Here is an 18,345-nt window from a genome sequence, read left to right on the forward strand (position 1 = left end):
AGAGTCTGTGTAATTCCTTTTCGCAAATGTAAAGTTCCGTTGACCCTTGCCGATAACAGCGTTAACAAGTTTTCAGGAAGGTGTTGTATGTTGAACCGTATTCGCGTTGTCACATTGCTGATGAGTGTGCTGGTGGTTTTTGCCTTACTCCAGTTACTTTCTGGCGGCCTCTTATTTTCCTCGCTCAAACAGAATCAGCAGAGTTTTGCGGTTTCTAACGATCTGCGCATGCAACAAACCGAACTGGGCAAAACCTGGGAACTGATGCTGCAAACGCGTATCAACCTCAGCCGCTCGTCAGCACGCATGATGATGGACCCGAATAATCAGCAGAGCAGTGCCAAAACCGATCTGCTCAACAGCGCGAAAAATAGCCTGATTGAAGCGGGTAAACATTATGAGACGTTCCGTGCACTGCCTGTCGTGCCGGAAATGGATCAGGCTCGCCAGACGCTGGATGAGAAATACAAAACCTATGCAGCTGGGCTGGCCGAACTGGTGCAGTTCCTTGAAAGCGGCAATATGGACGGCTATTTCGCACAGGCCACTCAGGGGATGCAAAATGGCCTTGGCGATGCATTAAACAAATATTCGCAACTCAGTGAGTCGCTTTACCGTCATGCCTATGACGAAAGCGTGAGCGATTATACTTTCGCTAAATGGCAGATGGCGGTCCTCGCGCTGGCGCTGTTGGTGGTATTAATGTTGGTCTGGCAGGGTATTCGTCGCATCCTGTTGGTGCCACTGGGTGCGGTCATTAAACACATTCGCGAAATTGCCAGTGGCAACCTTGCTCACCATTTGGTCGTGGAAGGTCGTAGTGAAATTACCGACCTTGCTCACAGCGTTGATCACATGCAGCGCTCGCTGATTGAGACGGTCACCAGCGTGCGTCAGGGCTCTGATGCGATTCATTCTGGTACCAGTGAAATCGCGGCAGGGAATAACGATCTCTCCTCCCGTACGGAAGAACAAGCGTCAGCGTTGGAAGAGACAGCAGCCAGCATGGAAGAGCTAACGGCGACGGTGAAACAGAATGCCGAAAACGCCCGTCAGGCCTCTCTGCTCGCGAAGAGTGCTTCGGACACCGCTGAGCGCGGGGGCAAAGTTGTCGATGGGGTGGTGAAAACCATGCATGACATTGCCGCCAGTTCACAGAAAATTTCTGATATCACCAGCGTTATTGATGGCATCGCATTCCAGACTAACATTCTGGCGCTTAATGCCGCTGTAGAAGCTGCCCGTGCCGGTGAGCAGGGCCGTGGTTTTGCGGTCGTTGCGGGCGAGGTGCGAAATCTGGCGAGCCGTAGTGCGCAGGCAGCGAAAGAAATTAAGGGCCTGATTGAAGATTCTGTTTCTCGTGTGGATACCGGCTCGGTGCTGGTGGAAAGTGCAGGGGAGACGATGAACGACATCGTGAATGCGGTCACCCGCGTGAACGACATTATGGGTGAGATAGCGTCGGCTTCTGATGAACAGAGCCGGGGTATCGATCAAGTTGCGCTGGCGGTGTCCGAAATGGATCGCGTCACGCAACAGAACGCGTCGCTGGTTCAACAATCTGCAGCCGCCGCAGCTGCACTCGAAGAACAAGCCAGCCGCCTGACCAGGACGGTCTCTGCATTCAGACTCTCTTCTGTACCTGGAAACCCGGCTCAGCGTTCGCTTAATCCGGCAGTTGTTAACGTTCCGACAGCCGCCAGACCACGCCAGCTCTCAACCGGACAAGATGATAATTGGGAAACCTTTTAGTTGATTTTCATGGCGGCTGATTGCCGCCTGATGGGAGCGTGGATGTTAAACCGTATTCGTATCTCGACAACACTTTTTCTGATTTTGATTATTTGTGGCATTTTGCAGGTAGGGAGTAACGGGCTGTCGTTTTGGGCGTTTCGTGAGAGTACCGGCCATCTGGAAGAAGTAGAAAAAAGTAACCAGCAGCGCAGCACATTAATGATGACTCGCTCTATTCTTTTGCAGGCGAGTACGTCACTGAATAAAGCGGGAACATTGACGGCGCTGGCTTATCCGCCGGAAGACGTAAAAGCGCTGATGGCGCAGGCGAAAGGGGATCTGTCCAAGGCTGATGCCAAAATGCAGGAGTTTCTGTCCATACCGGTATTGACCGAGAACGGAAAAACTTTGCAGGAGGGAACCAAAGCTGCGTACACCGCCTGGCATGGCGATCTGGAGCACCAGGCAGCCTGGCTTGAGAGCAACCAACTGTCTGACTTTATGACCGCGCCTGTGCAGCAATCTCAGGACGCCTTTGATAAGAATTTTGAAGCCTGGCAGGCTCACATTAATCACTTTGTGGACTCTGCTAAAGCAGACGGGCAGGGCAACTATCAACGTTCAGCAGTGATTTTTGTGGTGGTGGTTATTCTGGCCGCCATGCTGACTTCCGGTGCGTTGTTCTGGTCACGCAAAATGATTGTGCAGCCGCTGGCGATTATCAGCAGCCATTTTGACAGTATTGCTCAAGGGAATCTGGCGCGTCCGATTTCGGTGTTTGGCAAAAACGAAATTTCTGCCATTTTCGCCAGCCTGAAGAAGATGCAGACTTCACTGCGTTCAACGGTGACCGATGTACGTCAGGGCAGTTATGCGATGCATACCGGTATTTCGGAAATTGCCGCAGGTAATAATGACCTGTCAGCGCGCACCGAACAGCAGGCGGGATCACTGGCGCAAACCGCTGCCAGTATGGAAGAGTTAACCGCAACCGTCGGGCAAAATGCCGATAACGCCCGCCAGGCTTCAAGCCTTGCACAGGGTGCAGCAGAGACGGCGCGTAAAGGTGGGCAGCAAGCGTCAAATGTGGCAAGCACTATGCATGACATTGCCACCAGTTCGCAAAAAATTGGCGATATCATCAGCGTTATCGATGGTATTGCATTCCAGACAAACATTCTGGCACTGAACGCAGCAGTGGAAGCTGCACGTGCCGGTGAGCAGGGCCGCGGCTTCGCCGTGGTGGCCGGTGAGGTGCGTAACCTTGCCAGCCGAAGTGCACAGGCGGCAAAAGAAATAAAAGGGTTGATCGAAGACTCGGTCTCGCGTGTGCAGCAAGGGTCAGCGCTGGTGGATACGTCCGCTCAGACCATGATGGAGATTGTCCGTTCGGTTACGCAGGTGAACGACATCATGGGTGAAATTGCTTCTGCTTCGGATGAACAACGCCGCGGTATTGAGCAGGTCGCGCTGGCCGTCAGTCAGATGGATCAGGTTACTCAGCAGAATGCGTCATTAGTAGAAGAAGCCGCTGCGGCAACCGATCAACTCGCTCATCAGGCGGATCATCTGACTTCGCTGGTCGCAGTATTTAAGCTTGAAAACCCAGTTTCATCACCCGAAGTGGCACCGCCCAACGGCGTGCCTGTTGCATCATAATCCAGGTTGAGAACGCGCTATGACATCATCGCTGCCCAGTGGGCAAACGTCATCCATATTGCAACAGATGACCCAGCGCCTCGCGCTGTCTGACGCGCATTTTCGTCGAATTTGTCAGTTGATTTATCAGCGCGCCGGGATCGTGCTTGCTGACCATAAAAGGGACATGGTCTACAACCGGTTGGTACGCCGTTTACGAACGCTCGGGCTTGACGATTTCGGTCGCTACCTGAGCATGCTGGAAGCGAACCAGAACAGTGCAGAGTGGCAGGCGTTTATTAACTCCCTGACCACCAACCTCACCGCCTTTTTCCGTGAAGCTCACCACTTCCCGGTGCTGGCAGAACATGCACGTAAGCGCAGTGGTGAGTACCGTATCTGGAGCGCGGCAGCATCGACGGGTGAAGAGCCTTACTCCCTCGCCATCACCCTTGCAGATGCGCTGGGTATGGCACCGGGCCGCTTTAAGGTGATCGCCAGTGACATTGATACCGAAGTGCTGGAAAAAGCACGCAGCGGTATCTATCGCCAGGATGAGCTGAAAACGCTGTCTCCTCAACAGTTACAGCGTTATTTCATGCGCGGAACCGGGCCGCATGCCGGTTTAGTGCGCGTGCGCCAGGAACTGGCAAATTATGTCGAATTCATGCCGCTGAATCTGCTCGATAAACAGTACAACGTACCCGGGCCGTTCGACGCGATTTTTTGCCGCAACGTCATGATCTATTTCGACAAAACGACGCAACAGGACATTCTGCATCGTTTTGCACCATTGCTTAAGCCTGACGGATTACTCTTTGCCGGGCATTCGGAGAATTTCAGCAACCTCGTGCGTGAGTTTAGCCTGCGTGGGCAAACCGTATATGCGCTGAGTAAGGAAAAAGCATGAGTAAAATCAGGGTAATGTCTGTCGATGATTCGGCATTGATGCGCCAGATCATGACCGAAATTATCAATAGTCACAGTGATATGGAGATGGTCGCTACGGCGCCAGACCCATTGGTTGCACGGGATTTAATTAAAAAATTTAACCCCGATGTGTTGACGCTGGATGTGGAAATGCCCCGCATGGATGGGCTGGATTTCCTCGAAAAGCTCATGCGTTTGCGCCCGATGCCAGTGGTGATGGTGTCGTCCTTGACAGGTAAAGGTTCTGAAGTCACATTGCGTGCGCTGGAATTGGGCGCCATCGACTTTGTGACCAAGCCGCAGTTGGGGATTCGTGAAGGGATGTTGGCCTACAGTGAGATGATTGCGGAGAAGGTTCGTACTGCTTCCCGTGCTCGCCTGGCTGCCCATCATCCTACAGCGGCACCTGTTGCCCTGATGAAAGCCGGTCCATTGTTAAGTTCAGAAAAATTGCTGGCAATTGGGGCGTCAACCGGAGGAACAGAGGCAATTCGTCATGTACTCCAGCCATTGCCGCTCTCAAGTCCTGGTATTCTGATTACGCAGCATATGCCACCGGGCTTTACCCGCTCGTTCGCTGAACGTCTGAACAAGCTGTGTCAGATAAGCGTGAAAGAGGCGGAAGACGGTGAGCGTGTACTGCCGGGGCATGCTTATATAGCCCCTGGTGATAAGCACATGGAGCTCGCCCGAAGCGGTGCGAACTACCAGATTAAAATCCACGACGGTCCGCCGGTTAACCGGCATCGCCCAGCCGTGGATGTTCTTTTCCACTCGGTCGCCAAACATGCAGGGCGTAACGCCGTTGGCGTTATCCTGACAGGGATGGGCAATGATGGGGCGGCAGGGATGTTAGCGATGCACCAGGCAGGTGCCTGGACCATCGCGCAAAATGAAGCAAGTTGTGTGGTGTTCGGCATGCCGCGCGAAGCCATCAATATGGGTGGCGTGAGCGAAGTGGTCGATCTCAGTCAGGTTAGCCAGCAAATGCTGGCGAAAATCAGTGCCGGACAGGCAATACGTATTTAACGAGGAGTGAAGTTTTATGGCGGATAAAGAGCTCAAATTTCTGGTTGTGGACGACTTTTCCACGATGCGTCGTATCGTGCGCAACCTGTTAAAAGAGCTGGGGTTCAACAACGTTGAGGAAGCCGAAGACGGCGTTGACGCGCTGAATAAACTTCAGGCCGGCGGCTTTGGCTTTGTGATCTCTGACTGGAACATGCCTAACATGGATGGCCTTGAGCTGCTTAAAACCATCCGTGCTTCCGGCAACATGGCGACCTTACCGGTACTGATGGTAACGGCTGAAGCCAAGAAAGAGAACATTATCGCAGCGGCACAGGCTGGTGCGAGTGGCTATGTAGTGAAACCGTTCACTGCTGCAACCCTGGAAGAGAAACTCGGTAAGATCTTCGAGAAACTCGGCATGTGAGGACTGGACGATGATTCAACCTTCTATTAAACCTGTGGAAGAACATTCACCCACCGATATCATCGCCCGGATCGGCAGTCTGACCCGTATGCTGCGTGATAGTCTGCGTGAGTTAGGCCTGGATCAGGCGATTGCTGAAGCGGCTGAAGCGATTCCTGACGCCCGTGATCGTCTTGATTACGTGGTGCAGATGACGGCGCAGGCTGCCGAACGTGCGCTGAACAGCGTTGAAGCGTCTCAGCCGCACCAGGATGCGCTGGAAAAAGGGGCGAAAACGCTGTCAAAACGTTGGGATGAATGGTTTGAAAATCCAATCGAATTGAGTGATGCCCGTGAACTGGTAACTGATACCCGCAAATATCTGGGTGATGTTCCGGGCCACACAAGTTTCACTAACGCCCAACTGCTGGACATCATGATGGCGCAGGATTTCCAGGATCTGACCGGTCAGGTTATCAAGCGCATGATGGATGTGATTCAGGAAATCGAGCGCCAGCTGCTAATGGTACTGCTCGAGAACATTCCCGATCAGTCCGCACGTCCAAAACGCGAGAACGAAGGTCTGCTCAACGGGCCGCAGCTCGATGCGACAAAAGCGGGCGTGGTGGCAAGCCAGGATCAGGTCGACGATCTGCTGGACAGCCTCGGTTTCTGATGGCGCGTTGCTTATCCGGTCTACGGTACTCCAGGCCGGATAAGGCGCTTGCACCCCTATTCAGCAACCCATCCAGGACTCATCAATAATCTCAAAACGGGAGGCAGAAATGCTGCCCGTTTTTTTATTCAGCAAAACCTCGCTTCTCAAATCGCGAAAACCCCCTGTTTTTATGCCTTACTCTGCCCATTAGACAGACTTGACTCTGGCAATATGTCATCAAACCTCTACCCGTGGATTGAGCCGTGGCAGACGATAGCGACGACAAAACAGAAGCCCCCACATCGCACCGACTAGAAAAGGCGCGAGAAGAAGGGCAGGTTCCCCGATCGAAAGAGTTGACCTCAATACTGATTTTGATTGTCGGTGTCAGCATCATTTGGATGGGGGGCGAGGCGTTTGCGCGTCGGTTGATGATCATGCTGTCCTCGGGTTTGCGCTTCGACCACAACATCGTCAACGACCCCAATTTGATTCTTAGCCAGATTATCTTGCTGATTAAGAATGCGATGTTTGCACTGTTACCCCTGATTACGGGGGTGGTGATTATGGCTATCCTGGCTCCCTTAATGCTGGGAGGGCTGGTGTTCAGCGGCAAGTCATTACAGTTTCAGTTTTCGAAGCTTAACCCGCTCAGCGGTATCAAACGCCTGTTCTCCGCACAAGTTGGGGCTGAACTGGTTAAAGCGCTAATGAAAGCGATGCTGATGGGGAGTGTGGCCGGATTTTACTTGTACCACAAATGGCCGGACATCATGCGTCTGATGACCGAAGCCCCCGTGAGTGCAATGGCCAGTGCGATGAATATTGCCGGGATGTGTAGCATTCTGGTGGTGTTAGCCATCATTCCGATGGTTGGCTTTGACGTGTTTTTCCAGATTTACAGCCACATTAAAAAGCTTCGCATGTCACGCCAGGACATTCGCGATGAATTTAAGCAGCAGGAAGGCGACCCTCATGTGAAGGGACGTATCCGCCAGATGCAACGTGATGCGGCGCGTCGCCGTATGATGGCCGACGTACCAAAAGCGAACGTCATTGTGACCAACCCGACGCATTATGCCGTCGCATTGCAATATGACGAGAATAAGATGAGTGCGCCGAAAGTGGTGGCAAAAGGCTCGGGTCTGATTGCCTTGCGTATTCGTGAGATTGGTGAAGAGAACAAGATTCCAATGCTTGAAGCGCCGCCGCTGGCGCGTGCGCTTTATCGCCATGCTGAAATTGGCCAACAGATCCCCGGGCAGCTTTATGCTGCCGTTGCCGAAGTACTGGCGTGGGTGTGGCAGTTGAAACGCTGGCGTCTAACGGGCGGTCAACGTCCGGTTAAACCTGCAAATTTGCCAGTGCCTGAGGCGCTGGATTTTTTGAACGAGAAGGATACTGATGGCTAACCTGGTCTCCATGCTGCGCCTGCCGGCCAACATGAAATCAACGCAATGGCAAATTTTGGCAGGTCCAATTCTTATCCTGCTGATTCTGTCGATGATGGTACTGCCGTTACCGGCATTCATCCTTGATTTGCTGTTTACCTTTAACATTGCGCTGTCGATCATGGTGCTGCTGGTGGCGATGTTCACCCAGAAAACCCTGGAGTTCGCCGCGTTCCCGACAATCCTGCTGTTTACCACGTTGCTGCGCCTGGCGCTGAACGTGGCGTCGACTCGTATCATTCTGTTGGACGGCCATACCGGTGCAGCCGCGGCAGGTAAAGTGGTTGAAGCATTTGGTCACTTCCTGGTTGGCGGTAATTTCGCTATCGGTATCGTGGTGTTCATCATCCTCGTTATCATCAACTTTATGGTTATCACCAAGGGTGCCGGGCGTATTGCGGAAGTAGGTGCGCGCTTTGTCCTCGACGGGATGCCTGGCAAACAGATGGCGATTGATGCTGACCTCAACGCCGGTTTGATTGGTGAAGATGAGGCAAAACGCCGTCGTTCAGAAGTGACACAGGAAGCTGATTTCTACGGTTCGATGGACGGTGCGAGTAAATTCGTTCGTGGTGATGCCATTGCCGGTATTCTCATCATGGTCATCAACATCGTCGGTGGCCTGCTGGTAGGGGTTTTACAACATGGCATGGATGTGGGGCATGCGGCCGAGAGCTATACGCTGCTGACTATCGGTGATGGTCTGGTTGCTCAGATCCCCGCGCTGGTTATCTCTACCGCAGCGGGTGTTATTGTGACCCGCGTTGCCACCGATCAGGACGTCGGCCAGCAGATGGTTGGTCAGCTGTTCAGCAACCCACGCGTGATGCTGTTGAGTGCTGCGGTGCTGGGCCTGCTGGGCCTGGTGCCAGGCATGCCAAATTTTGTCTTCCTGCTGTTTACAGCAGGATTACTGGGGCTTGCCTGGTGGCTGAGAGGGCAGGAACAAAAAGCCCCTGCCGAGGCTGCTCCGGTCAAAATGCCGGAAAACACGCAGGCCGTTGAAGCGACCTGGAATGATGTGCAGCTGGAGGATTCACTGGGGATGGAAGTGGGCTATCGTCTAATCCCGATGGTCGATTTCCAGCAAGACGGTGAGTTGCTGGGGCGTATCCGCAGTATTCGTAAGAAATTTGCGCAGGATATGGGTTTTCTGCCACCTGTCGTACACATTCGTGACAACATGGACTTGCCGCCCGCTCGTTACCGTATCCTGATGAAAGGGGTGGAAGTGGGGAGCGGTGAGGCCTATCCGGGGCGTTGGCTGGCGATTAACCCAGGTACTGCCGCAGGTACGCTACCGGGTGAACAAACGGTTGATCCGGCATTTGGCCTGACCGCCATCTGGATTGAAAGTGCGCTGAAAGAACAGGCTCAAATTCAGGGCTTCACCGTTGTGGAAGCCAGTACTGTGGTTGCCACCCACTTAAATCATCTTATAAGCCAGTTTGCACCTGAACTCTTTGGTCGCCAGGAAGCGCAGCAACTGTTGGACCGCGTGACGCAGGAGATGCCTAAGCTAACCGAAGACCTGGTACCGGGTGTCGTCACGCTGACCACATTGCACAAAGTGCTGCAAAACCTGCTGGCGGAGAAAGTGCCGATTCGCGATATGCGTACCATTCTGGAAACGCTGGCAGAGCATGCACCGTTGCAGAGTGATCCTCATGAGCTGACGACCGTCGTGCGTGTGGCGCTGGGCCGTGCTATCACTCAGCAGTGGTTCCCTGGGTCAGGTGAAGTGCAGGTTATTGGCCTGGACACGCCGCTGGAGCGCTTGTTGCTGCAAGCCTTACAGGGTGGTGGTGGACTGGAACCGGGTCTGGCCGATCGTCTGTTGGCGCAGACGCAGGAAGCGCTGTCACGCCAGGAAATGATGGGAGCACCACCGGTGTTGCTGGTAAATCATGCGCTGCGTCCGCTGCTGTCGCGCTTCTTACGTCGTAGCCTGCCGCAACTGGTTGTGTTGTCGAACCTCGAAATGTCCGATAATCGTCATATCCGCATGACGGCGACGATTGGAGGCAAGTGATGCGTTTTCTCGCGGGACTGCTTTGGGCGCTTCCTCTGTTTGTTCAGGCTGCCGGGTCGGGTGCCTGGCAGGCCAGCAGCATGGGAATCACCTTGGTTAACCGTGGTCAGGCCGCTTCCTCGCGACCTTTAGCTCCATCCCAGCCAGTCAATGGGTTAATGACAGTGGTGGCCTGGCGTTATGAGCTTATCGGGCCGACGCCCGCGGGACTCGTAGTGCGACTCTGTTCGCAGACGCGCTGCGTGCAACTGGATGGCCAGAGCGGCACAACCGTTGGTTTTGATGGTGTGCCCGCTATCGAACCTATGCGTTTTGTCTGGGAAGTCCCCGGTGGCGGACGACTGTTCCCGGCATTGAACGTCCTCAGTAATCAGGTCATCGTTAACTACCGATAACCGCTCGTCTTTTCAGCAGTCATCATCATCTTTATAGCGATTATGATGACTCGCTCTCAATTTTTGACCCTCTCTTTTGAAGCAAAAGAAACACTGTTTTATAAATCAGTGATGCATGTAATGACACTCTTTGATTTTTTGCCAGTTCACTCATTTTGATGGCAGAAACAGAAAGGTTTCCTGTTGCACATCCTCTTACTTTAGCCGTGTAAGAATTACCTTTGGCGAAGCCGGATTGCCAGAGGTCCCTCAATAATGAACAGGGTTAACGGCAATGAAAACACGAAAAATTGGTTTAGCTAATTACCTCGCCTACGGTTCGGGCGACTTTCTTGGAGCGGGCACCACAGCGCTAACCGCTGCGTGGCTTCTGTACTTTTATACGACGTTTTGCGGTTTAACGCCGATCGAAGCGACCTTTATCTTTGCCGCCGCAAGGGTGCTTGACGCCGTTGTCAGCCCGTTGATGGGCTTTTTGACCGATAACTTTGGCTCGACCTGGCTGGGTAAACGTTTTGGTCGTCGTAAATTCTTTATCCTGCTCGGTATTCCATGTGTGTTCAGCTACTCCATCATGTGGGTAGGGGATATGAGTTTCTGGTATTACCTGGTGACCTATCTGATCTTTGATATCGTCTACACTATGATCCTGGTACCGTATGAAACACTGGTACCGGAAATGACCGATGACTTTAAACAGAAGACCAAATTCTCCGGTGCGCGTATTTCGATGGCGCAAATGTCAGCGATTCTGGCCTCCTTCCTGCCGGGCATTCTGTTGGCTCACTTTGGTAAAGACAACCCCGTCTCCTTCTTCTATGCAAGCCTGGTCTTCTCCGTGCTGTGCGCCATTATGTTGACCTTCGTCTGGTGCTTTACCTGGGAACGCCCACGTGAAGATTGGACTGAGGCAGCACTCCGCGCAGAGGAAGAGAAGAAGAGCCTGACTTTCGGTCAGAGCATGAGCCGTCTGTTTGTGGAGTTAAGCTCAACCCTGCGTATTAAGATTTTCCGTCAACATCTCGGGATGTACCTCGGTGGCTATATCGCTCAGGATGTGTTTAACGCGGTCTTTACCTACTACGTGGTCTTTGTGCTGATGCAGGAAGCCTCCATGGCCTCCAGCCTGTTGGGCACGATGGCTATTTTCCAGTTCATCGCTGTTATCGCCATGATCCCGCTGTGTATCCGCTTCGGACCGGCACCGTCTTATCGCATGGTGGTGGTGTTGTTTGGTCTGAGCGCTGTCTCTTACGCGGTGCTCTACTGGGCAGGCCTGAGTGACGTTTACTCGCTGCTGTTGCTGGTTTCCGCTGTTGCCGGTCTGGGGCGCGGGGGTATCAACTATGTGCCGTGGAACACCTACACCTACATCGCGGATATCGATGAAGTGGTCACCGGCCAGCGTCGCGAAGGGATTTTTGCAGGCATCATGACCCTGACCCGTAAAGCCTCTCAGGCTGGTGCGGTGATGTTGGTGGGCATTGTGATGCAGATGTCGGGCTTTGTCTCCGGACAGAAAACCCAGGTCCCTGAAGTCAGCCACACCATCCTGCTGATACTCAGTGTTGGTACCGTTGCGGTGTTGTGCTGCGGCTTCCTTGTTTCCCTGCGTTTCAAACTGAATCTGAAAACCCACAGCATCTTGCGGGAAGAGACCGCCAAAATGCGTACCTCCGGTCGCGCCATGCCGGAAACCGCCACGCCAGAAGCACGCGCTACCGTTGAAATGCTGGCGGGAATGCCTTTTGACTCGCTCTGGGGCAATAACAACATTGGTTATCTGAATCGTAATAAACCTGCTGCACCTTCGCTGAAAGAGCGCGCGGCACTGAAATCGACTTACAACTGAGGTTAAGAATATGAAGGTTTGGCCTGTCAAACACAGCCCGTTACTGTGCCAGCCCGAGCGTTTTATCGCCCGCGATGAGCTCAAGGCATTGATCCAGAAGGTGACGCATAACCTGGTCAATATCCACGACACCTCCGGCGAGTTTTTACTGCGGCTTGACGATGGGCGTGTTATTGACACCAAAGGATGGGCGGGTTGGGAGTGGACCCACGGTGTGGGCCTTTACGGCATGTATCAGTATTATCGTCAGACGGGTGATAAAACCATCCGCGGTATTATCGACAGTTGGTTTGCCGATCGTTTTGCGGAAGGGGCGACCACCAAAAACGTCAATACCATGGCGCCGTTCCTGACCCTGGCGTATCGCTATGAAGAGACCGGTGACGCCAGCTATCTGCCGTGGCTTGAGACCTGGGCTGAGTGGGCGATGAACGAAATGCCGCGTACCGAGTATGGCGGTATGCAGCACATCACGCTGGCGGAAGAGAATCATCAGCAGATGTGGGATGACACCCTGATGATGACCGTTCTGCCACTGGCAAAAATAGGCAAACTGCTAAATCGCCCGGATTACGTTGAAGAGGCGGTCTACCAGTTCCTGCTGCACGTGCAGAACCTGATGGATCGGGAAACTGGCTTGTGGTTCCACGGCTGGAATTACGAAGGGCACCATAACTTTGCTCACGCCCGTTGGGCGCGTGGCAACAGTTGGTTAACCATCGTAATACCGGATTTCCTCGAACTGGTGGATTTGCCGGAAAACAACGCTGTACGTCGCTATCTGGTGCAAGTGCTGACCGCGCAAATTGCGGCACTGGCTAAATGCCAGGATGAAAGTGGGCTGTGGCATACGCTGCTGGACGATCCGAAATCCTATCTTGAAGCCTCCGCTACCGCCGGGTTTGCCTATGGCATCCTTAAAGCGGTGCGTAAACGCTACGTCGGTCCGGAATATGCCGAGGTAGCGGAGAGCGCCATCAAAGCAGTGGTGAAAAACATCTCTGCTGAGGGAGAATTACTTCAGGTTTCCTTCGGCACCGGGATGGGCAGCGATCTGGAGTTTTACCGCCAGATTCCACTCACCTCCATGCCGTACGGCCAGGCGATGGCGATGCTGTGCCTGACGGAGTATCTGCGTAAGTACTTCTAATGGAAAAGTAAGGTAATAAAAGATCCGTAACCCTTTGGAGTTACGGATCTTTTGAGGGTTTTCCTGAGGTTTTCATCCGACTAACTGTTCATCAGCCCATTTCATCGATTTTTGCATGATTTCGATAACAGCGAACTCAGGTATGTTCAACATTGAACAAAGCTTAGTGGTCTGAATCCAGTCATAGCACTCATAACTTTTCACCATAGACAAAATTTCGAACAATGTGCCTTTCTTTTCGCAGAGTGCTTCAGAGACATTTTTCGGCAATATAATCTGCTCGATCAAATCTTCCATTGGCATTTCAAGTAGAGCATCCAGCAGTGAGAAAAGTCCGCAAACAAAGGCATTATACGATAAATCATACTGATTCTTTTTCAGTGCGACGAGTTCACAAAATTTGCCGCGGATCAGACTGGTGTGATAAAGCTCACCGACTCCTTTACCAGCAATATTTGCCAGAACAGCTACCGAAACAAATTTACGGATTTCGTTGCTTCCGAGATACAGCAATACTTCCCGTAATGTGAAATTATCCTGTAGTTGCATGCCGTGTATTTTGAAAAGCATGTTTTTAACATGCCGCATGATTTTGTAAGAAAGAGTGAGATCGCTTTTTAAGATATTCTCTATGGCTGTGAAATCTGTCTCTGCTTTACAGGTCTCGACCATCAATCTATTTAATATCAAGGTGTTGGGTGATAGTCTTTTGTTTTTTATAACCTCTGGGCGGCTAAAGAAATAACCCTGGAAATAGCTGAACCCAGCAGATTTGAAAAAGTTAAACTCTTCCTGGGTTTCAATTTTCTCTGCAAGGAACTTGATGTGTCCAAGAAGGTATTTTTTGCTGTTAATATAATTAATTATTTCAGTTTGACTGGTTTCAATAACATCAAATTTAATGACTGAAATATAAAAAAGAAACCGATCCCATTTATCCTCTAATGTAAAATCATCAAGTGCGAAATGGTAACCTAAAGAATGCATGTTTTTTACTGCGGAAAATAATTCATCATTAGGTTCTGCATCTTCAAGGATTTCAATCATAACATTTTCGCAAGGGAGGGTATCACTCAGGCCATTGATGATAAGTTGATGCGGTACATTGATGAAGGCAATGTTTTTGCCCACTGTGTGAACGGCTGGTATACACAAGAAGTTATCGGATATCAGCTCCGTTGTGGCAAATTCAGGGGAAACGTTAGGGAACTTGTTATTCATGCCGTTTCTGAAGAGAAGCTCATAAGCAACGGTTGACATGTCTTTGTTTAAGATTGGCTGGCGTGCGATAAACGAATACATATCATATATTCTCATGTTGGATGATGATAACAGCTTCTCACTAATCGATTTATATCATGTGGTTAATAAAGTCTTTATGACATTGTTCACATAATACTCTCTATAATGATTTGACCGCTATCAAAATTAATAGGCGTAAAGTAATTTGCTGACTAAACCCTTCTGTTTTGAGGTGATAAGAGTATTTAAAAGCAAATTATATGTTTAATTTCAATGATGCATTGGTGAAAGGAATAGGGGGGTGTTTTTCAATTGATAACTCGATAGAGACTGTAATTGTTTTTTATTATATCAGGCATGCGAGCATCTCTCTCATTTGACACGTTTACGGATTTGTACAGCAGTAAAAAATCGTTCATTTCATCTTTATGTACTTGGTTAAGTTTCTTGCTCAAGAGCAAGGCTCTGGGTTGAAGCAACCTTCTGGCGGAGTCATCAATAGTCAATAATATTGATGCGCGCTTACATATGTTTGTGAAAAGTTCGTTAGTGTATTTTTTCATAAACACAGAATCGACCTCTGCACTGGTTTCAAACTGATTGATAAGAGGTGCTTTAAACTCATTTTTTAGAATATTATAAAGCTTTAATGTTACCTGAATCGCGTCTTGCGAAAGATGGCGGGAGATAGTGTATAAATCGCCTACGTTCTCTGATTTATAGAAAATGCTGGCTTGCATATAGAGGTTTGCTGCATTGCATTCCAGTAGCATGTATTGAACTAATCTCAAAAAGAATTCATCATCAAGCATAATTTGACCTTAATATACAAGGGTGGCCCTAAACTTGCCGGGTAACTTTGTGAATAGTTAATTAACGCTACTATTTAACCTCTGAAAATTAGCCTGCTTACTATTAGTGATATGTCTTTAATATGTATTTATTTTATGTGTTTATAAATAAACATAACAAGTAAAAATAAAGTGTGATTCAAATCAAAGTTAGTGGCAAATTATTATCTTTATCAATAGGTAGTGGCTGGTGTAACTAATGCGCTTGATTATGATTATCACTTGGGTTAAGAATTTGTATTGTTTGAGGATTGCTAGTTTGATTCTTTTTGCTTGTCTTGAATTGATTGCAAATATTTCGTGGTGTCAATGGCATTAAGAGGTTTAGAAAAATAATACCCTTGCAGAATAGGGCATTTGTAATTATTTAACAGTTCTTTTTGTTCAAGTGTTTCAACTCCTTCCGCCACTACCCTCAAACTGAGGCTAGATCCGATTTTTATAATTGCCTCAATGAGTGAAAGAGTCCGCTCCTTATGACTATTCATCGTGAAACTGCGATCAATTTTAATTTCGTCTACGGGTAAATTAGATAGGTTTGCAAGGTTTGAATAACCCGTGCCAAAGTCATCGATGGATAAGCTGATGCCTAGTTTTTTTATGGCTTCAATTTGTAATTTCATTTCAGGTGTCAAAGTCATAACCGATCTTTCAGTGACTTCTATGGTTAAAATAGACCCTGGGATATTATATTTTGTTAATTGGCTGGTAATGAATTCCGGAAGGCCTGATAACTGGAAGTTTACCGGAGATAAATTTATCGATACCCCTGGGACACATATTCCTTGCCTTGTCCACTGAGACACTTGACGGCAGACTTCAGATATCGTCCAGCGACCTAAAGAGTCAATTAAACCTAAATCTTCTGCGAGTGGAATAAATCTATCAGGTGATACATGGCCTAATTTGGGGGAAAACCAACGGCAAAGAGCCTCCAGCCCATAAACGCTCTCATCGCAAGCATTGACCTGTGGTTGATAGTTTAGCGTTAACAGATTACTGGCGAGCGCTGATTTTAATTCGATGCCCATCAGGAGCCTTTCCATAATTTTATCGTTTATATCAGGATCAAAGAAAAGATATGATGTGTTGCTTTCTTTTGCCTGGAACATTGCTTTCTCTGCATTACTTAAGAGCATTTCAACGCTTTGTTCTTCTTTTATCGCATTAGTGTAGCATATGCCAATGGATGCTGATGGTGTGATAAGGTAGTTGTTAACTTCAATTGTGCGTGTTACCAATAAAGTTAAATGTTCAGCTATACCAATAATGTCTTTATGTGTGCATCCAGGAATAATAATAACAAAAACATCACCACCGGCGCGGCTCACAAAACCAGGTGGGGTGAATTCATGTTGGAAACGATGAGCAAGAATAGTCAGGATATAATCCCCTACGTTATGCCCTTGCATTTCATTAATTTCTTTGAAACGCCTCAGCCCGATCGATAAGATGGTAATGAAGCGAGTAGGAAATGACTCAAGTTGGTTCTTTAAATATTCTTTTAAACATAACCTGTTAGGCAAACCCGTCAGGGAGTCAAACTTTTCAAGTTGCTCCATGCGTTTTTGAGTTTCTTCCCGTTCAATGGCTAAAGAGCATAAGCTGGCGCATGTAGCAATAATATTTTCAGGTAATGTCTGAAGGAGTTCTGATTTGGTGGCATAAAAGGCGAAAGTCCCTGCAACGCTTCCGTTGCGTCTGATTATTGGGTATGACCAGCAAGAATGAATATTGTGTTCAAGGGCAAAGTGCTTTAAATCACTCCAGAGTGGGTCAGTTTGTATATCATTACACAGTACGGGTTCGCCTCGCCAGGCTGCTGTTCCACAACTGCCGACATTTTCTCCTGCGGCGAGGCCATCGACCATCCTACTGAAGTCAGATGGGAGTTCACCTACGGCCCATGAACGCAATTTTTTTTCAGCATCCAGCAGTAAAATCGAAGAAGTTACATCAGGCAGTATGAGTCCGACACGTGTGCATAAATAGTCGCCAAATCCACGAAATGAAAGCCCACTTGTCAGAGCATGTAAGACATCTCGTTCCAGCTGGTGGAGTTGGCGTTCGCGAGTGATATGATTGAAAACATCGATAGAGTAGCCATCAAGTTCTAACTCGCCCGAGTTATGTATAGGATGGCTGGTGACATTGAATCTACTATCCTGACCATTTTTATGTCGCAACAGGGGCTCAAAACAAATTTTGGTCATGCCCCAGGTTTTATGAGCATAATTTTCATATTCATCCACTTCCATATGATTACTGGCGAGAAGAGTACTGACTTCTTTGCCTGTCGTTTCGGAGTCTTCATAACCGAATTCGTGACTGAAAGCATGGTTGGCGAAGACAATCTTTCTTTCTTTATCAAGAATAATCACTGGTCGGTCGACATTATTTATTGCAGATTGCATTAAAAATGTTTGTCGCTGCGAGGGCAAATCTTCAGTGAGTTCACTTAAATGTGCAATGTTCAGCAAATCGCAACCATTCTGCTGGCAGGATAACTGAAAGTATCTAATTAAAGGAGGGCTATGTTTCGTTCTTAAATACAAATTAATCGGTTTTACTGGATGTTGGCCTAAATATGCTATGGATTTTCTCTCAACATCTTTTGAGAGTAAGAAACCAATGTGTTCTCCTGCCACCTCAGCAGAGGTAAATCCCGTCCAGTACTCAACTCTCTTACTGATATACTTAATAATGTTGCACTCGTCGTAAATGAGGATAGCGGGACCTGAGCCGTTATCTATCCATGAAAGTGCTCTCATGACGTGACTGAGGAAGTCATTAGTGCTCATAGTGCCCCCTTACCAATCGGTGGGATCCGGGATAGTTTCAAATTTAACTCCCCGGTCTTTTTTGTTTTTTTCATTTATTTACATGTAAATGATATCTATTACCATTTAGATTGGCGATAATGACAGTTAATAATGGCTAACTTCTTAAAGAATCATCCAGTCAGCAAAAATAATCCAGCCACTCACGGCAAATATTT

General features: G+C 49.3%; 14 protein-coding genes. 11 read left to right on the plus strand and 3 right to left on the minus strand.

From position 1 onward, the window contains the following. The first annotated feature begins 87 nt into the window (after nt 1-87). From tar to bglB, 11 genes are all read left to right on the plus strand, one after another. Nucleotides 88-1,752 carry a methyl-accepting chemotaxis protein II gene (tar, locus tag AC5JPW_RS15820; RefSeq protein WP_494241795.1) on the plus strand — a complete coding sequence of 555 codons (1,665 nt, stop codon included), beginning with the start codon at nt 88-90 and terminating at the stop codon, nt 1,750-1,752. A 42-nt stretch (nt 1,753-1,794) separates the two neighbouring features. After that, a complete protein-coding gene (tap, locus tag AC5JPW_RS15825; protein ID WP_494241797.1) occupies nt 1,795-3,393 on the plus strand; it encodes a methyl-accepting chemotaxis protein IV in 1,599 nt (532 codons plus the stop codon). 19 nt (nt 3,394-3,412) lie between these two features. Further along, nucleotides 3,413-4,282 carry a protein-glutamate O-methyltransferase CheR gene (gene cheR / locus AC5JPW_RS15830; protein WP_494241798.1) on the plus strand — a complete coding sequence of 290 codons (870 nt, stop codon included), beginning with the start codon at nt 3,413-3,415 and terminating at the stop codon, nt 4,280-4,282. Beyond that, a complete protein-coding gene (locus AC5JPW_RS15835; protein WP_494241800.1) occupies nt 4,279-5,331 on the plus strand; it encodes a protein-glutamate methylesterase/protein-glutamine glutaminase in 1,053 nt (350 codons plus the stop codon). Before cheR ends, AC5JPW_RS15835 begins: the two co-directional genes overlap by 4 nt. 16 nt (nt 5,332-5,347) lie before the next feature. Beyond that, nucleotides 5,348-5,737 (plus strand): chemotaxis response regulator CheY, encoded by a 390-nt coding sequence (gene cheY / locus AC5JPW_RS15840; RefSeq protein WP_437431651.1) that lies wholly within the window; start codon nt 5,348-5,350, stop codon nt 5,735-5,737. A gap of 10 nt (nt 5,738-5,747) precedes the next feature. After that, a complete protein-coding gene (cheZ, locus tag AC5JPW_RS15845) occupies nt 5,748-6,392 on the plus strand; it encodes a protein phosphatase CheZ (protein ID WP_494241802.1) in 645 nt (214 codons plus the stop codon). 245 nt (nt 6,393-6,637) lie between these two features. Continuing rightward, a complete protein-coding gene (gene flhB / locus AC5JPW_RS15850) occupies nt 6,638-7,786 on the plus strand; it encodes a flagellar biosynthesis protein FlhB (RefSeq protein ID WP_494241803.1) in 1,149 nt (382 codons plus the stop codon). Beyond that, nucleotides 7,779-9,857, plus strand: coding sequence for a flagellar biosynthesis protein FlhA (gene flhA, locus AC5JPW_RS15855; RefSeq protein WP_494241804.1), 2,079 nt, complete (start codon nt 7,779-7,781; stop codon nt 9,855-9,857). The genes flhB and flhA overlap by 8 nt, the downstream gene beginning before the upstream one ends. Beyond that, on the plus strand, nt 9,857-10,252 hold the full coding sequence (gene flhE / locus AC5JPW_RS15860) for a flagellar protein FlhE (protein ID WP_494241806.1): 396 nt from the start codon (nt 9,857-9,859) through the stop codon (nt 10,250-10,252). Before flhA ends, flhE begins: the two co-directional genes overlap by 1 nt. Nucleotides 10,253-10,526: 274 nt before the next feature. Next, nucleotides 10,527-12,104: an MFS transporter gene (locus AC5JPW_RS15865; protein ID WP_494241808.1), complete on the plus strand. Its 1,578-nt coding sequence runs from the start codon at nt 10,527-10,529 to the stop codon at nt 12,102-12,104. 10 nt (nt 12,105-12,114) lie between these two features. Then, a complete protein-coding gene (bglB, locus tag AC5JPW_RS15870; RefSeq protein ID WP_494241810.1) occupies nt 12,115-13,254 on the plus strand; it encodes a beta-galactosidase BglB in 1,140 nt (379 codons plus the stop codon). 72 nt (nt 13,255-13,326) lie between these two features. Here bglB and AC5JPW_RS15875 read toward each other — a convergent pair whose 3' ends face one another. From AC5JPW_RS15875 to AC5JPW_RS15885, 3 genes are all read right to left on the minus strand, one after another. Continuing rightward, nucleotides 13,327-14,556: an EAL and HDOD domain-containing protein gene (locus AC5JPW_RS15875; RefSeq protein ID WP_494241812.1), complete on the minus strand. Its 1,230-nt coding sequence runs from the start codon at nt 14,554-14,556 to the stop codon at nt 13,327-13,329. A 248-nt stretch (nt 14,557-14,804) separates the two neighbouring features. Beyond that, complete coding sequence (locus AC5JPW_RS15880; protein ID WP_494241814.1) at nt 14,805-15,308, minus strand: hypothetical protein; 504 nt, start codon at nt 15,306-15,308, stop codon at nt 14,805-14,807. Between the two features lie 293 nt (nt 15,309-15,601). Further along, nucleotides 15,602-18,148 carry an EAL domain-containing protein gene (locus tag AC5JPW_RS15885; protein ID WP_494241815.1) on the minus strand — a complete coding sequence of 849 codons (2,547 nt, stop codon included), beginning with the start codon at nt 18,146-18,148 and terminating at the stop codon, nt 15,602-15,604. Nucleotides 18,149-18,345: the final 197 nt, after the last annotated feature.

It is taken from the genome of Phytobacter sp., assembly GCF_059074235.1.

What these genes read in the sequence shown, in the direction of transcription:
- tar (WP_494241795.1), top strand. Translation starts at nt 88, where the DNA reads ATGTTGAACCGTATTCGCGTTGTCACATTGCTGATGAGTGTGCTGGTG.
- tap (WP_494241797.1), top strand. Translation starts at nt 1,795, where the DNA reads ATGTTAAACCGTATTCGTATCTCGACAACACTTTTTCTGATTTTGATT.
- cheR (WP_494241798.1), top strand. Translation starts at nt 3,413, where the DNA reads ATGACATCATCGCTGCCCAGTGGGCAAACGTCATCCATATTGCAACAG.
- AC5JPW_RS15835 (WP_494241800.1), top strand. Translation starts at nt 4,279, where the DNA reads ATGAGTAAAATCAGGGTAATGTCTGTCGATGATTCGGCATTGATGCGC.
- cheY (WP_437431651.1), top strand. Translation starts at nt 5,348, where the DNA reads ATGGCGGATAAAGAGCTCAAATTTCTGGTTGTGGACGACTTTTCCACG.
- cheZ (WP_494241802.1), top strand. Translation starts at nt 5,748, where the DNA reads ATGATTCAACCTTCTATTAAACCTGTGGAAGAACATTCACCCACCGAT.
- flhA (WP_494241804.1), top strand. Translation starts at nt 7,779, where the DNA reads ATGGCTAACCTGGTCTCCATGCTGCGCCTGCCGGCCAACATGAAATCA.
- flhE (WP_494241806.1), top strand. Translation starts at nt 9,857, where the DNA reads ATGCGTTTTCTCGCGGGACTGCTTTGGGCGCTTCCTCTGTTTGTTCAG.
- AC5JPW_RS15865 (WP_494241808.1), top strand. Translation starts at nt 10,527, where the DNA reads ATGAAAACACGAAAAATTGGTTTAGCTAATTACCTCGCCTACGGTTCG.
- bglB (WP_494241810.1), top strand. Translation starts at nt 12,115, where the DNA reads ATGAAGGTTTGGCCTGTCAAACACAGCCCGTTACTGTGCCAGCCCGAG.
- AC5JPW_RS15875 (WP_494241812.1), bottom strand. Translation starts at nt 14,556, where the DNA reads ATGTATTCGTTTATCGCACGCCAGCCAATCTTAAACAAAGACATGTCA.
- AC5JPW_RS15880 (WP_494241814.1), bottom strand. Translation starts at nt 15,308, where the DNA reads ATGCTTGATGATGAATTCTTTTTGAGATTAGTTCAATACATGCTACTG.
- AC5JPW_RS15885 (WP_494241815.1), bottom strand. Translation starts at nt 18,148, where the DNA reads ATGAGCACTAATGACTTCCTCAGTCACGTCATGAGAGCACTTTCATGG.